Source organism: Arthrobacter sp. 05T47, assembly GCF_056395825.1.
This window is the reverse complement of record NZ_JBFTKG010000012.1, coordinates 37,804-52,077: the sequence shown is the minus strand read 5'-3', so window position 1 is coordinate 52,077 and position 14,274 is coordinate 37,804. Positions and strand designations below refer to the sequence as shown.

Sequence of the window (14,274 nt, the reverse complement as noted above, 5' to 3'; positions counted from 1 at the left end):
CCGTTGGCCCGCCCTGCCGCCCCTCGGAGGACACCCCGGGCGGCTACCATTCAGGCTATGAACACTGCCGCCGCCCCAGAGGCCACGCGAGAGTCGGAACTGGAATCGGGAAGTCCYGTCTCGCGCAAGGGMCGGATCCTGGCGTGGGCGGCCTGGGACTGGGGTTCTGCCGCCTTCAACGCCGTCATGACGACGTTCGTTTTCACCGTCTACCTGACGTCCAAAGCCTTCGGCGGGGAAGAYCAGGCCTCGGCGGTCCTGGGCGCCGCGCTGGCCGTCGCCGGCGCAGCCGTCGCCCTGCTGGCCCCGGTCACCGGGCAGCGCTCGGACACCGGCGGCCGGCGCAAGCTGTGGCTGGGAGTCAACACGGCCGCCGTCGCGCTCCTGACCGGGCTGTGCTTCTTCGTCTTCCCGCGGCCGGACTTCCTGATCCTCGGCGTCACCCTGATAGCGCTGGGCAACGTCTTCTTCGAATTCGCCGGCGTCAACTACAACGCCATGCTCGCCCAGATCTCCACACCGCGGAACATCGGAAAGGTGAGCGGCTTCGGCTGGGGYATGGGATATCTCGGCGGCATCGTGGCACTGCTGATCGTGCTCCAGCTCTTTGTSCAGCCCAGCTTCGACTGGTTTGGCGCCTCGACCGCTGACAGCCTGAACATCAGGCTCGTRGCMGTGTTCTCGGCCCTGTGGTTCTTYATCTTTGCCTTGCCCGTGCTGTTCGCGGTGCCGGAAGTGCCACGCGCCGAACGGGGCGCCGGYCTGGGGTTCCTCGCCTCCTATGGCCTGCTTKTCCGGCGGATCAAGGCCATCTACCGGACCAGCCCGCACACCATYTACTTCCTTCTCGCCAGCGCGATCTTCCGGGACGGGCTGGCCGCCGTCTTCACCTTTGGCGGGGTGATCGCGGCCGGCAYCTTCGGCTTCGAGCTCAAGGACGTCATCTTCTTCGCSATCTTCGGMAACGTGGTKGCCGCCGTCGGCGCCATCTTCGGCGGCTTCCTGGACGACAGRGTCGGGCCCAAGGCCGTGATCATCGCGTCCCTCGCCGGCCTGCTRGTCGCGGGCACCGCAATCCTGGTSCTCGGCAACGACACCCACGAGKTCCTGGGCATGACCTGGACCGGGACCACCACGTTCTGGATTTTCGGCCTGTTGCTGTGCCTCTTYGTGGGGCCGGCCCAGTCCTCCTCCCGCGCCTACCTCGCCCGGCTCGCCCCGCACGGAGAATCCGGCGAACTCTTCGGCCTCTACGCCACCACGGGCCGGGCCGTGAGCTTCCTGGCCCCGGCCCTGTTCACCCTGTGCATCGCCGTSGCCACGCCGTTCGTGGCCACCGGGGAGGCCCAGCGCTGGGGCATCCTGGGCATCATGGTGGTGCTGCTCRCGGGCCTGCTGGTGCTCCTGCCGGTCAAGGCCCCGGACAAGACCGAAATCGCCGTCGTCCCSGCGGCCTGAGGCGGCCGAAAATCCCGTTCGCACACTAGGCTGATGWTATGAACGTGGATGAGACGGACCTCCCCGGCCTCGGCCGGCGCAAGGACTTCATGACTGCCTCCGGACGCCGGATCGGCGTGGTCGAGTACCGGGAGGGCCAGAGCGAACTCATCGTCTCGACCTGGGACGATCCGGACACATGCCARGCCTCCATCCCGCTGACSGCGGACGAGGCCGCCACCCTGGGCAACCTCCTGGGCGGCCAGCGCATTGCCATGCARCTTTCAGAGGCCCACCGGGAAATCCCGGGCATCGTGACCCGGCAGTTTTCGATCAGCGCCGAGTCACCCTTCCAGAACCAGCCGATGGGCAAGGCGTGYATCCGGACCCGCAGCGGGGTCTCKATCGTGGCCATCATGCGCGAAGGGGAGGTCCTGCCCTCGCCGGGACCCGACGTCGTCCTTCACCCCGGTGACCTCCTCGTTGCGGTGGGAACGCAAGAAGGCCTGGACACGGCGGCCGGCATCCTTCGTAACGGATAAACGGCATGGATCCGCTCGCCCTGACCCTGATCGAGCTGGGGGCTGTCGTCTTCTGTCTCGGYCTGCTGGCCAGACTGGCCGGGCGGATCGGGATGTCCCCCATCCCGCTTTATCTGGTGGGTGGCCTCTTCTTCGGAGCAGGCGGCCTGGTCAAACTTGAAGGCATGCACGAGTTCGCCCATCTKTCTGGCGAGATCGGCGTGATCCTCCTCCTGCTTATGCTTGGCCTGGAATATACGGCAGCCGAGCTTGTCACCGGCCTSCGGAGGTCCTGGCAGGCCGGGGTCCTGGACCTGCTGCTCAATTTCCTGCCCGGCGCRGGGCTCGCGGTGATGCTGGGCTGGGGCGTCGTGGGGGCCATGGTGATGGGCGGCGTSACCTACATTTCATCCTCCGGGATCGCGGCCAAGGTGATYACCGATCTCGGCCGGATCGGCAACCGGGAAACCCCGGTGGTCCTGGCCATCCTSGTSTTCGAGGACCTGGCCATGGCCGTGTACCTGCCGGTTCTGACCGCCACGCTGGCCGGCGTCAGCTTCCTGATGGGCCTGCAGACCGTYGGCATCTCCCTGGCCGTCGTCACCCTGGTCCTGCTGGTGGCCCTGCGGCACGGCCACCACGTGTCCAAGGCCGTGCACAGCGAGAAYTCCGAGGTCTTCCTGCTCAACCTGCTGGGCGCGGCGCTGCTCGTGGCAGGGCTCGCCGCCGCCATGCAGGTCTCCGCCGCAGTSGGYGCGTTCATGCTCGGCATCGCGATTTCCGGCGCCACGGCCCACAGCGCCACCCGCGTCCTGGAGCCGCTCCGGGACCTCTTCGCCGCGATCTTCTTTGTTGTCTTTGGCCTCAACACKGACCCCCGGTCCATCCCGCCGGTCCTGGGCTGGGCGCTGCTGCTGGCCGTGGTGACGGCGGCCACCAAGGTGCTYACCGGGTTCTGGGCGGCGAAAAAGGCAGGGATTGGCATTCCGGGCCGYTTCCGCGCGGGGGCCGCCCTGATCGCCCGCGGCGAGTTCTCGATTGTGATCGCSGGCCTGGCCGTKGCCTCCGGCGTGGTGGCCTCGGAGCTGGCGGCCCTCGCCACCGCCTAYGTCCTGATCATGGCGATYGTGGGGCCGCTGGCCGCCCGCTTCGTGGAGCCGYTCGTCCGGCTCGTGCGCCGTCCCGTGAGACGGCCGGAAGTCCGGACCACCGGGCAGGCATAGGGCTGATTCRGAGGGYCCGAGCCCGCCGRATCAGCGGCCCCGCGCCCTAGATTTTCGTGAGGTGGAAATTCTGGTGGCTGCGGCTCGCAGTGGGGCCGCGCTGGCCCTGGTAGCGGTTGCCGTACTCMCCCGAACCGTAGGGGAACTCCGCCGCAGAGGAAAGCCGGAAGAAGCACAGCTGSCCGATYTTCATGCCSGGCCACAGCTTGATGGGCAGSGTSGCCATGTTGGACAGYTCCAGCGTCACRTGGCCGGAAAATCCGGGGTCGATGAAGCCCGCCGTGGAGTGGGTCAGGAGGCCGAGCCGGCCGAGCGAGGACTTGCCCTCGAGGCGGGCCGCAATGTCGTCCGGMAGCGTCACGGTCTCGTATGTGGAGCCAAGAACGAACTCCCCCGGGTGCAGGATGAACGGCTCGCCGGACTCCACTTCCACCAGGCGGGTCAGCTCGGGCTGCTCCTCGGCGGGGTCRATGTGGGCGTATTTGTGGTTGTCGAACAGCCGGAAGAATTTGTCGATCCTGACGTCCACCGAGGACGGCTGGACCATGGCGGGCTCGAACGGTTCGAGGACAATCCGCTGGGAGTCAATTTCGGTTCGAATGTCGCGGTCGGAGATCAGCACAAGTTCAAAAATACCGCACGGCGCCCGGCAGAGCTTCACGGACGCTGCACGGACGCGCGCGGCCGCCCAGTGTTACTTTCCCGGCGCCRGCGCCTGCCACCCGGCGCCGGCMCTTTTATTCCGCAACGGGCATATCTTCGAGGACGGTTTTGAGCCGCTCGAGCTGGCCCACCTCGGCCTTCATCCGCCGGCGGAACGGGTTGGTCACCCGGACCATRAATCCCTTGGGYTCGTAGTTCAGGGCGAACCGGACCCGGGTGTTGGGACCCTCGGTGCTCAGGTAGTAGCCGCCGTGCGGCCGGGCCGGCCCGACGATGACCTGGTACTGGATCTCGGCCCCCRTCCGGGCCTCGATGATTTCGAAGTCCGCCGCCACGGGGCGCCCGCCGGGCCCGGCAATCGTCTGCCGGTACACGGCACCTTTRGCACCGGCGGCGCCGGACATCAGCTGCACGCTCCGCACGCCTTCGCGCCACAGGGGCAGATGGCCCGGGTCCAGGAGGAAGTTGTACACACTCAGGGCGTCACGGTGGATGATGACGTCGTACTCTGCGAATGCCACGAAAATCCTTGCTCGGCGGAGGGCAAAATGGGCGTAGCCCGCTTCCCCGAACTGCGGCTAACCATTTCAGGATAGACAGCACGGCCGGCCAGTTCCGCAGCGACCCAGGGCCTTTACCGAAGAGTTACGGGGCCGAAGAATCCCCCTCAGATGCCGGCTAACCGAGTTTRGTGACGGCGTACTCGTCAAAKCGCACGATGACGGGWGTGTTCAAGGCTGTGCTCGAAACGTACGTGACGAGGCCCGTGGTGCCAGCTGCCTGCAGCGCCAGTTCCGCATCGGTGGTCGAAATCTGCCATGCGGCTGGCTCGGTTGCGCCCACTTTCCAGACTTTGGCCCTGATCTGCGTCGGAGTGGTTCCCGTGACCTGCACTCTCACCTGCAACTGATCGGCCACCGTATAGGTAAGGCCCGCTATTGCCTTCGATACCAGTGACGAGGTGGCCCCGTTGATCAGTTTGGTGGCCTCGAGGGTCACACCACCGGTTGCCGAGACCTTGACCTTGGCGGCATATTCACCAACAGTTCCTACGTGCCGCCCGACGACGCTGATTGACGTTCCTCCGCCATTCGCCACCTTAGTGAGGGATAGCTTGACGGAAGTCTCGGCGGAGCTTGACGACACACCATTCAGGTAGGCAGCCGGACCAGCGGCTGGCTTTGTCAGCGTCACGCTGCCGAGCCCATTGCCCACCGAGAAGTAGGAGGCCGAACCGTTCAAGGTCCATAGGCCGCCCCGATCGGCGCTGCCCCAACCTGCGGCAACGGACCGCCCAAAACCATCCTGGGCCAGAATTTGGTTTCCGGCAGCGGTGACTGTGACGGGATGGGTTGCCGAGGCACTTGCGCCTCTGTTGTCCGTGACGGTCAGTTTCACCTGRTAGGTCCCGGCCGCCGCGTAGTTGTGCGCCGGCTTAACGCCGGTGCCCGCCGTCGACCCGTCACCGAAATCCCAGCCGTACGAAGCGACCGTGCCATCCGGATCCGAGGACCCMGAGCCGTCGAAGGWCGCCGCCAGGTTCACCGCCGAGGAGGTAAAAGCCGGTGCGGGCGGCTGATTCAAGGATGCCCAGATGCTGGTTATGGGAGTGGCAGACACAGTGTTTCCGTTCGACCCCAGCCCGTAMGCTTCCTGCAGGGTACGCAAGACGTTGTAGTGGTCGGTCCGGTCCGGATACTGTCCCTGCCGGACGCGCTGTCCGCTAAAGATSGTCGCRATTTGRTTCGTGGCATCGCCCTCRTCCCACGTCAGGATCAACAGRCTRTTGTGCTGCCCAGCCCACGTTGCGTAGGCACCCAAATTGCCCTGCAGCCAGGTGTCCGCCTGGGCGATSGTTCCGTCATGCATATCGTTCTGCAGGTTGGGAATGACAAACGACACGGTGGGCAGAGTTGTGTAGTCGGTCGGGATGGCCGTCAGYGGCTGATTGACWGCCGCTGGCAGCGACGGGAAGTTCGTCCAAGGGCTGTGCTTGCGGGCATACGCACCGCTGGTACAACCCATGAAACCGACGCTCGGCAGGGACTCGGAATACCCGACAAAGCTCAGCTGCTTGGCACTTAGCTGGCCGGCCAGGTTGGTCGCCGAATATGTATTAGGGCAACTGTCGTCGGTCAGACCTTGAGTGGCACCCGAGAAAAGCGCGAGATAGTTCGGCTCACTCGGATGCGTCACGCCGAACGACTGTGTCATCAAGGCTCCGTTCGAAGCCAGCGAATTGATGTACGGGGCGTCGGGGTTTCCGATTATTGCCGCCGCGGACTCATTCTCCATGACCACAACCACCACATGGTCGGGGCGGGGAACAGTTCCCGCCGCCGCTATCGCCGCGGGGTTCGTCACCGAGGCCGTGGCGCCTTTGTTATCCGTGACCGTCAGTTTCACCTGGTAGGTCCCGGCCGCGGCATAGGTATGGGACGGCTTCCCCCCGGCACCCGCCGCTGACCCGTCGCCGAAGTCCCAGCTGTACGAAGCAACCGTGCCATCCGGATCCGACGCACCCGAGCCGTCGAACGACGCCACCAGATCGGCAGACGACGTCATGAACGCCGCTGCCGGCGGCTGATTTTGTACGACGATTACCGGATTCGTCACCGARGCCGTGGCGCCCTTGTCGTCCGTSACCGTCAGYTTCACCTGGTAGGTCCCGGCCGCCGCGTAGTTRTGGGCCGGTTTCGTCCCGGCACCCGCCGCTGACCCGTCGCCGAAGTCCCAACTGTACGAAGCAACCGTGCCGTCCGGATCCGAGGACCCCGAGCCGTCGAACGACGCCACCAGGTCAGCGGACGCCGTCGTGAACGCAGCCGCCGGCGGCTGGTTGGGAGCAATCCCGCCGCCGCCGATCGCGTGGTGGTTTGCCACAACGTCTGCGGACAATTCAGTCGGGTAAATGGCGACTTCGTCGATCAGGCCGGAGAAGTACGGCTGGGGACCCCACGTATTGTCGCTTCCGACCCTCCAGTAGCCGTCATAGGCCTGCGCCTGGGTCTGGGGGTTGGTGCCGACGAGGGCACCATCAACGTACAGCTTCATGCCGTCCGTGGCYTGTGTCGCCACCAAGTGGTGCCACCGGCCATCGTTGTAGCCGKTCGGCGAAGTGACCGTGTTTGGGTTTCCGGTCCAGACTCCGAAAGTGAGCCGGCCGTCGTTCTCCATGTAGACGTGCCGGTCGTAGCCGCTGGACAGGCCSGTCGCCGCGTTCCCGAATCCGATCAGCTTGCCGCCRTTGGTCGTCGTGGTGTTGAACCAGAGCTCCTCCGAATATGTTGTGGGATTGCTGAACTGCGCATTGCTGGAGAGAAGGCCGGAGTTCCCGTCGAAGCTGGCCGCGGTATTGGCGGTTCCTGCTACAGCCCCGGGGGCGCCGAGCATTACTCCGCTGACGTAGGTTCCCGAGTTTCCGTTGACGCCGCTGTCGGCCGCGATTGAGCCGCTGGTTTCCCCGAGCCTCCAGTAGAGATCGGGACCTGCGTCGAAGACCGCTTTGCCGTAGGCGTCCGCGGGTGCCACCGGGATGTCCAGAGTCCGTCCCGAGGCCGTGAAGTGGCCCTGGACTTGCTGAAGGGTGAGGACCGAGGGGTAAAGCGACACATCGTCGATGCTTCCCTGGAAGTAATTGCTGGCCGGCCCATTGGGCCAACCGCCCAGGTTGTCCCCTCCAACACGCCAGTACCCCGAGTAGGCCTGTCCCGATGTGACATCGGACCGGTGGCCGACCCGCTTCCCGTCTACGTAGAGAGCCATACCCGTCGTTCCGAGGCTTGCCACGATTTGGTGCCACTGGCCGTCGTTGTAGGTGCCGCTGCTGTTGAGCGTCTGCACGCCTCCGGGGTAGACGCCAAACCAGATATGCCCTGAATTGTCCATGTAGATGTGGCGGTCATAGCTGCCCGAATCCCCCGTGGCGCTTGCCCCGAACCCAACGATCTTGCCGCCGCTGGTGGAAGTTGTATTGATCCACGACTCGACCGTGAAGGTGTCCGGCCCGGGGACAGGAGTCTGSGTYGAGGCGAAGCCGGCGCTGGTTCCATCGAAGGTGGAGGCCTTGTCCGAATCACCAAGGATTGCCCCGCCGGCCCCGCCGCTGATGCCGGTTCCCGGGGCGAGGTCGTTCCAGCCTGCCCAGTCGACCACGCYGCTGCCGCTGGCCTGGTCCAGCCGCCAAAAGTCCAGYGMGCCGTCGTTGAGAACCTTGGTGGCGTAGTTGCTGACGGCACCCGATGCGGCCACCGTGATGCTCACGCTGTCGGACTTGGCGATGTTTCCGAACGGGTCGCYGGCGAATACGCGGTACGTGTGGGTGGATCCGGGCACCAGTCCGGAGTCTATGTATCCCATGCCTGGACGGCTCCAGAAGGTTGACTCCTGCGTTGTCGTATAGATCGGGGCCGCGGTCTTGTTGTCGCGGATCACCTGATAGGTCAGGTGCTCATTGTCCCGGTCCCAGTCGGCCTGCCAGGAGAGCCGGGCGGTCCCWGMTGCTGTCGAGATCACCGAAGGGTTGAGCTTGGCYCCCGTGACCCGMGGCCCCTCCTTGTTCGGGGCTATTTCCTTCACGGCGAACCGCACCAGCCCCTGYTGCGCCGAACTGTTGACGTTCTTGAACTCGCCTCCCATCACCACGTACTGGGAGTTTCCGGTCACGGCCCASGGACCCTGGTTCTGGCCCGTTACCGTTCCCGTGTCGAGGTCGGGAAACCAATTGAGGAGCGACGGCGACGGGTTCCCGGCGAAGTTGTAGTACCCATAGGGATCATCCGTGATGGTCCCTGTCGCGTCCTTGCCAAATGCCAGTCCGCGATGGAACCCCCAGGGGGTTGTCTGGGGGAAGCCGCCGATGTTGCCGCAGTAGTGCGAGTGGCCGACGGCRTARACYGCCGAGGCGGCCGCGTAGACCCCATAAGTGTCCCCRTGGCAGTCATCCACCCATTTGATGGCGCCGTCGCTCCAGTTCGCGGAAAACACGCCTTCCAGGTTTCCTCCGGTGCCGAAGACATAGCCGGAGCCGTAGACGTTGGTGCTGTCCGAGGAAAGGCTAAGGATTGCCGCCTGCGRGCCTCCGTCGCGGATGAGGTTGTTCGCTCCAAACGGGAGCAGTGCGCCGATTGTTGAATCAACCGATCCGAGCCCGTACCCAGGATTGGATGATCCGTTCAGGGTTGTGAACGCGCCCCCGATGACCACCTGCGTCTTGTCCGGAGACAGGACCAGGGCGTTGACTTTTCCGCCGGCGACCGGATGCCACGGGAGCAGCGCGCCGTCAGTGGGGCTGGCCGCCGCCAGGTTCTGCCGCGACGCCTGCCCCACCGCCCCGAACAACCCGCCCATGTACACCGCACTTGAGGTGGCGACGATGGCTCGAACAGAGGAAGCAACCTTCGGCAGGAAGCTGGTAATGAGCTGGCCAGTGACCGCATTGAGGGCGGCCACACGCCACACGGTGGTGCCGTTGACCGCGGTGAAGTCCCCGCCCACATAGATGCGGGACCCATCTGGGGACGCAGCGACGGACAGGGCCTGGGCATTCAGGCTGGGAGCGAAGGAAGTGATCAGTGCGCCGGTGCGGATGTCGTAGGCAAGAATGTTGTTTCGTGGCACGGTGTTGGTGCCTGGGGCGGAACCGGCGGGTCGCGCGGTGCTGAACTTTCCGACCACATAGACCGTGTTGCCCACCACGAGCTGCTGCCACGCCACGCCATCAATCTGGGCGGTGGGCAGCGCATCAGCTGACACGGTCACCGGGGTTGCCGGGCTGGCGGGATCCACGGGAGCCGTATCCGCGGTGGCCGCGGGAACTGGCAGTATTGCGATCGCCACCATCATTGCGGACGACACGATCATCACAAACAATCCCTTGGCGGCCCGCAGCAAGGACGGCCTTGGCCGAGCCTGTGCCCGCTTGGTGGGTTGCCAGTTTCCTTCCTGCCGCGGCTGCTCGGGAAAACTGTGGGACCTCTGCTCGATGCTCATGACTTCCCCTCCGACGTTGTGGCGGCACCGACGAAGGCCAAGATGGGTGACGTCGCCTGGTAGTTCAGATAGATGTGAACCTGGTCGCGCTGATCCGGCGGCACCAGGAAGACGTAAACGGCCGAGACGGTGGCCCCGGCCGCTGCGGACGCGGGAAACTTTGTTGCGCCAGGTCCGCTCAGTTGAAGGGCCGGGAGTTTGTCCGCTCCGGCCTCGACGTTGACAAATGCGTCCGCGAGCGACACGGTCTGGCCGGACTGGTTGCGGACTGAAACTGTAAAGCGAATTGCGGGGCCGGCAATCTCGCCGGGTCCTGTGGCCTCCCCGGTCACCGCTTCAATGCCGGCGACTGTGGCGGTCACGCCCGGCTGCAGTGCTGCTGCGCCGCCAAGGGCAACGGGTGCGGAAACGAGCTGCGGGCTGGCGGCAAGCTCTGCCTCGGACCTGCCCGCCAGGGCTGATGTGGCCGGCCCGGGAGCCGCAGGTTCTCCGGGTGCCGGCCCTGCAATGGCTGGCGCCGGGTCTGTGGCCGGGGGTGTCGCATCCGCCGGCGGACGCGCAGTCGACGGCGGGGGCGCCGGGACGCCGCCGCGCGTCGTGTCCACCACGCTTGCTGGAGCTCCGGAGACGGCCAGGCCGGACCCCCAGACACCTCCGCCGATCAGAATCGCCACCAGGACAAGTCCGATGGCAAACAGCTTCTTCCGTGTTTGCTGCCCGCCCCCGCCGCTCACGAGGTTGATCGACTTTCGTCCGGGATCTGGCCGCGTGCGCCCGCCAAGGCAATGCGCACCGCTGCACACCCAGGAGCTGCCTTCTTCACTTTTACCCCCACGAGCTACCTGCTTCGATGATCGAGACCGTGCTGAGACCATGCTGTTGATCGAGACCGCGAGACCACGCTGAGACCGAGACCGCGAGACCGTGCGGAGACCTTGCTGAGACCTTCCACCGGCTGAGCCGGCTGTGATCTCCCAAGTAAAATCGATGACTGCAGGCCGCACACGAGTGTGCGCTACCCCTCCTTGATTTCCTGACCACTATCACCGGCGGCACGAAGTACGCGGATCTGAGACGTGACTACCTGTTGGACCGCGGATTTGGTCGCGGAACCGTCTATCGGCAAAAGTCCGCGCGGCCGGAGGCGGACACGGCACACAGCGCCCGCGGCCCGGTGTTTAACGAGCGCGCCAGACTGGGGTAATGTAAATCTCGTTGTTTCACCGGGTTGTTTCACCGGGTTGTTTCACCGGGTTGTTTCACCGGGTTGTTTCACCGGGTTGTTTCACCGGGTTGTTTCAGCGGGTTGTTTCACCGGGTTGTTTCACCGGGTTGTTTCACCGGGTTGTTTCACCGGGGCAGAGTCCGGCATTTTGACTGTCCCCACTGCGGCTGTAGCTCAATGGTAGAGCGCTAGCTTCCCAAGCTTGATACGCGGGTTCGATTCCCGTCAGCCGCTCCACATCATCTTCCGCGATCCCCTCGGCCCCTGCACCGCTCCCCGGGCTCCCATTAGGTTGCTACCTGTATGGTCAGAAGTCAGGAACCTCTTCGGTTCCGCTACAGGAGCAAACATGGCTGACAAGTCCCCCCGTCAAGCAGCATCCAAAAAAGCCGGCAAATCCATTAAGGAAAAGCGCGCTGACAAGAGGGCCGCTGCTGCGCCGGCCAGCTCCCTGGACAAGGTGACCGCGGCGAAGACGGCGAGCCCCAAAAAGAAGTGACCGGTTCCTCGAACCACCTCACCCTCGGCATCCTCGCCAGCACACGCAAACCGGACGAGCGACGCCTCCCCATCCATCCCCTGCACCTGGACCGCATCGCGCCGGAAATCCGGGAACAGCTGATCCTCGAGGAAGGCTACGGCGAACGCTTCGGCCTTTCCGATGCCGAGCTTGCGCCGCTCGTGGGGCGCATCGCACCGCGAAAGCAGCTGCTGGCGGCGGCCGATGTCGTCCTCCTGCCCAAACCGCAGCCCGAGGATCTGGCCGAACTCCGGGACGGGCAGGTCCTCTGGGGCTGGCCGCACTGCGTCCAGGACCGGGCCATCACCCAGCTGGCGATCGACAAGAAGCTCACGCTCATCGCCTTCGAGGCCATGAACCACTGGGCCAGCGACGGCGGTTTCGGCCTGCATGTTTTCCACAAGAACAACGAGCTCGCCGGCTACTGCTCCGTGCTGCATGCCCTGGCGCTGACCGGTTCCACCGGAGACTACGGCCGCCGGTTGAGCGCCGTCGTGATCGGCTTCGGGGCCACCGCCCGCGGCGCTGTCACGGCGCTGAATGCCCACGGCGTCCACGACGTGCAGGTGCTCACCAACCGTGGCGTTGCCGCGGTTGGCTCACCGATCCATTCGGTCCGGATCGCGCAGTTCGACCACGACAGCGAGGCGCCGTTCCTGAGCGAGGTCATCACGGAGCGCGGTCGAGTGCCGCTGGCACCGTTCCTCGCCGCGAGCGACATCGTGGTCAACTGCACGCTGCAGGACCCCAACGCACCGCTGACGTATCTGCGCACCGAGGACCTGGCCGCCTTCCGGCCGGGCAGCCTGATCGTGGACGTATCCTGCGACGAGGGCATGGGCTTCAGCTGGGCGAAAACCACCACGTTCGCCGAGCCGATGTTCCAGGTGGGTCACCATATCGACTACTACGCCGTGGACCACAGCCCGTCCTACCTCTGGAATTCCGCCAGCTGGGAAATCAGCGAAGCGTTGCTGCCGTTCCTCGAGACCGTGGTCTCGGGCCCTGAAGCGTGGGACGCAAACGAGACCATCCGCCGCGCCATCGAAATCCGCGACGGCGTGGTCCTGAACCCGGATGTGCTGCAGTTCCAGCAGCGAGGCCCGGAGTTCCCGCACCTCCCCCTGGCGGTCTAGGGGTTTCTGCGCTGGAATAGGACAGCCGCTGCGTGGATCCACGCGGCGGCTGTCCTATTCCGGCGCGAAAAGGCTACGGTGCTGCGGTTGCCTGCCGTCCGTCCGAAGTCCGGACGATCCGCAGCAACCGGCGCCGGTCCTTCAAATCCACCTTGAGCATGAGCTGCCCGCGCCGCGCGAGGACGACGGCGATGGTCGCGGCGGCCAGCAACGGCACGCCCCCGGAGATCAGGACGGCGGTGTGCGGGTTCGTGTGCTCGGCGAGCCAGCCGATCATCGGGCCGCCGATAGCCTGCCCGCCGATCAGCACCATGATGTACAGGCTCATGACGCGCCCGCGGATGGCCAGGTTGGCGCTGACCTGGACCAGCTGATTCGCGGCGGTCAGGAACATAAGGCACCAGAAACCGGCGAGCACCATGACAACGCCGAACCAGGGCATCGACGGCGCCGCGGATGCCAGGCACAGCATGAGCCCGTACATCCCCGCACCCAGCACCACCGAGCGCAGCCGCAGGGCACGCCGCCGGGCCGAGGTGACGGCGCCGGCCAGCGCCCCCAGGGCCACGAGGGTGTTGAGCAGGCCGTAGCCGCCGGCACCGGCGTCGTACACGTGGTCGGCGAACGCCGCCAACAGCACCGGCAGGCTCATCGCGAACACGGCAATGAAACCGGCCATCAGCCACGGCCAGTAAATGGTCGGCTTGCTGAGCGCGTAATCCAGCCCTTCCTTCAGCATGCCCCGGCGCTTGGGGGCCGGGACGCTGACATGCAGCTGGTCCTTGCGCAGGCTCAGGAGCATGGCCACCGTGAAGCAGCAGGCCACGGCGTTGGCGGCAAAGGCCCAGCCGGCACCCACGGCGGTCAGCAGGATACCGGCGATCGCGGGACCGATCAGCCCGCCGAGCTGGAAGATCGTGGAGTTCACGCTGATCGCGTTCCGCAGGTAGCGGGGGCCCACGAGTTCGTTGACGAACACCTGGCGGGCGGGCTGGTCCAGCACGGTGACCAGGCCCAGCAGCAGGGCGATCGCGTAGACGTGCCCCACCTCGATCCGCTGGCTAAGCGCCAGGACGGCGAGGGCCGCGGCCAGGGCGGCGGCCACCGACTGGCACAGCATGAGGATTTTCCGCTTCGCGAACCGGTCCGCCATCATGCCGGCCCACGGGCCCAGGAACAGGGACGGCAGGAACTGCAGGGCCACGGTGATGCCGACGGCGGTGACGGAACCGGAGAGCTGGAGCACCAGCCAGTCCTGGGCGATCCGCTGCATCCAGAGCGCGATCACGGCGATGAAGTGTCCGATCGCGAAAATCCGGAAGTTGCGGACCTTCAGCGAAATAAAGGTGTGGCGCCACGGAAGGCGCTCGTTGACGACGGCGATGGGTTGGGTGATGGTGTCCGGCAGGGAAGCTGCGTTTGCCTCTAGCGGCGGAGGGGGTGCCACGGAAAAGTCCTCTAAAAGAGCGGGTGAGTGGGATGGACTTAACGCTAGGCTGGCCCCAGGAGATTATGGAAGCGTATTCCCCGCATAACTAGCATTACGAAACGCAATGCC

At 65.5% G+C, this 14,274-nt stretch carries 10 protein-coding genes and 1 tRNA gene; 6 read left to right on the top strand and 5 right to left on the bottom strand.

The annotated features are described in order from the left end of the window. The first annotated feature begins 57 nt into the window (after positions 1-57). The 3 genes from AC1DEY_RS10820 to AC1DEY_RS10810 are packed head-to-tail and all read left to right on the top strand — an operon-like array spanning position 58 to position 3,181. On the top strand, positions 58-1,458 hold the full coding sequence (locus AC1DEY_RS10820; RefSeq protein ID WP_476867937.1) for an MFS transporter: 1,401 nt from the start codon (positions 58-60) through the stop codon (positions 1,456-1,458). Between the two features lie 38 nt (positions 1,459-1,496). Further along, positions 1,497-1,979 carry a cation:proton antiporter regulatory subunit gene (locus tag AC1DEY_RS10815; protein ID WP_441409512.1) on the top strand — a complete coding sequence of 161 codons (483 nt, stop codon included), beginning with the start codon at positions 1,497-1,499 and terminating at the stop codon, positions 1,977-1,979. Between the two features lie 5 nt (positions 1,980-1,984). Continuing rightward, entirely contained in the window at positions 1,985-3,181 is a 1,197-nt protein-coding gene (locus AC1DEY_RS10810) for a cation:proton antiporter (RefSeq protein ID WP_476867936.1), read from the top strand. A 46-nt stretch (positions 3,182-3,227) separates the two neighbouring features. Here the strand turns inward: AC1DEY_RS10810 and dcd are convergent, their stop codons facing one another. The 4 genes from dcd to AC1DEY_RS10790 all read right to left on the bottom strand — a co-directional run bounded on the left by dcd (position 3,228) and on the right by AC1DEY_RS10790 (position 10,509). After that, positions 3,228-3,803, bottom strand: a complete 576-nt coding sequence (dcd, locus tag AC1DEY_RS10805; RefSeq protein WP_441409510.1) for a dCTP deaminase — start codon at positions 3,801-3,803, stop codon at positions 3,228-3,230. 115 nt (positions 3,804-3,918) lie between these two features. Further along, a complete protein-coding gene (locus AC1DEY_RS10800) occupies positions 3,919-4,365 on the bottom strand; it encodes an SRPBCC family protein (protein WP_476867935.1) in 447 nt (148 codons plus the stop codon). A gap of 157 nt (positions 4,366-4,522) precedes the next feature. Continuing rightward, positions 4,523-9,835, bottom strand: a complete 5,313-nt coding sequence (locus tag AC1DEY_RS10795; RefSeq protein WP_476867934.1) for a PKD domain-containing protein — start codon at positions 9,833-9,835, stop codon at positions 4,523-4,525. Further along, a complete protein-coding gene (locus AC1DEY_RS10790) occupies positions 9,832-10,509 on the bottom strand; it encodes a hypothetical protein (protein ID WP_476867933.1) in 678 nt (225 codons plus the stop codon). Before AC1DEY_RS10790 ends, AC1DEY_RS10795 begins: the two co-directional genes overlap by 4 nt. Positions 10,510-11,223: 714 nt before the next feature. On the opposite strand from AC1DEY_RS10790, the gene AC1DEY_RS10785 reads away from it, so the two are divergent. The 3 genes from AC1DEY_RS10785 (at position 11,224) to AC1DEY_RS10775 (ending at position 12,716) form a co-directional block, all read left to right on the top strand. Next, positions 11,224-11,297, top strand: a tRNA-Gly gene (locus AC1DEY_RS10785). Between the two features lie 112 nt (positions 11,298-11,409). Continuing rightward, entirely contained in the window at positions 11,410-11,559 is a 150-nt protein-coding gene (locus tag AC1DEY_RS10780; protein ID WP_441411222.1) for a hypothetical protein, read from the top strand. Beyond that, positions 11,556-12,716: a N(5)-(carboxyethyl)ornithine synthase gene (locus AC1DEY_RS10775; protein WP_476867932.1), complete on the top strand. Its 1,161-nt coding sequence runs from the start codon at positions 11,556-11,558 to the stop codon at positions 12,714-12,716. Before AC1DEY_RS10780 ends, AC1DEY_RS10775 begins: the two co-directional genes overlap by 4 nt. Before the next feature lie 73 nt (positions 12,717-12,789). Here AC1DEY_RS10775 and AC1DEY_RS10770 read toward each other — a convergent pair whose 3' ends face one another. Next, the gene (locus tag AC1DEY_RS10770; protein WP_476867931.1) at positions 12,790-14,163 is read right to left on the bottom strand and encodes an MFS transporter; all 1,374 of its coding nucleotides are present in this window, start codon (positions 14,161-14,163) and stop codon (positions 12,790-12,792) included. Positions 14,164-14,274 lie beyond the last annotated feature (111 nt).

What these genes read in the sequence shown, in the direction of transcription:
- AC1DEY_RS10780 (WP_441411222.1), top strand. Translation starts at nt 11,410, where the DNA reads ATGGCTGACAAGTCCCCCCGTCAAGCAGCATCCAAAAAAGCCGGCAAA.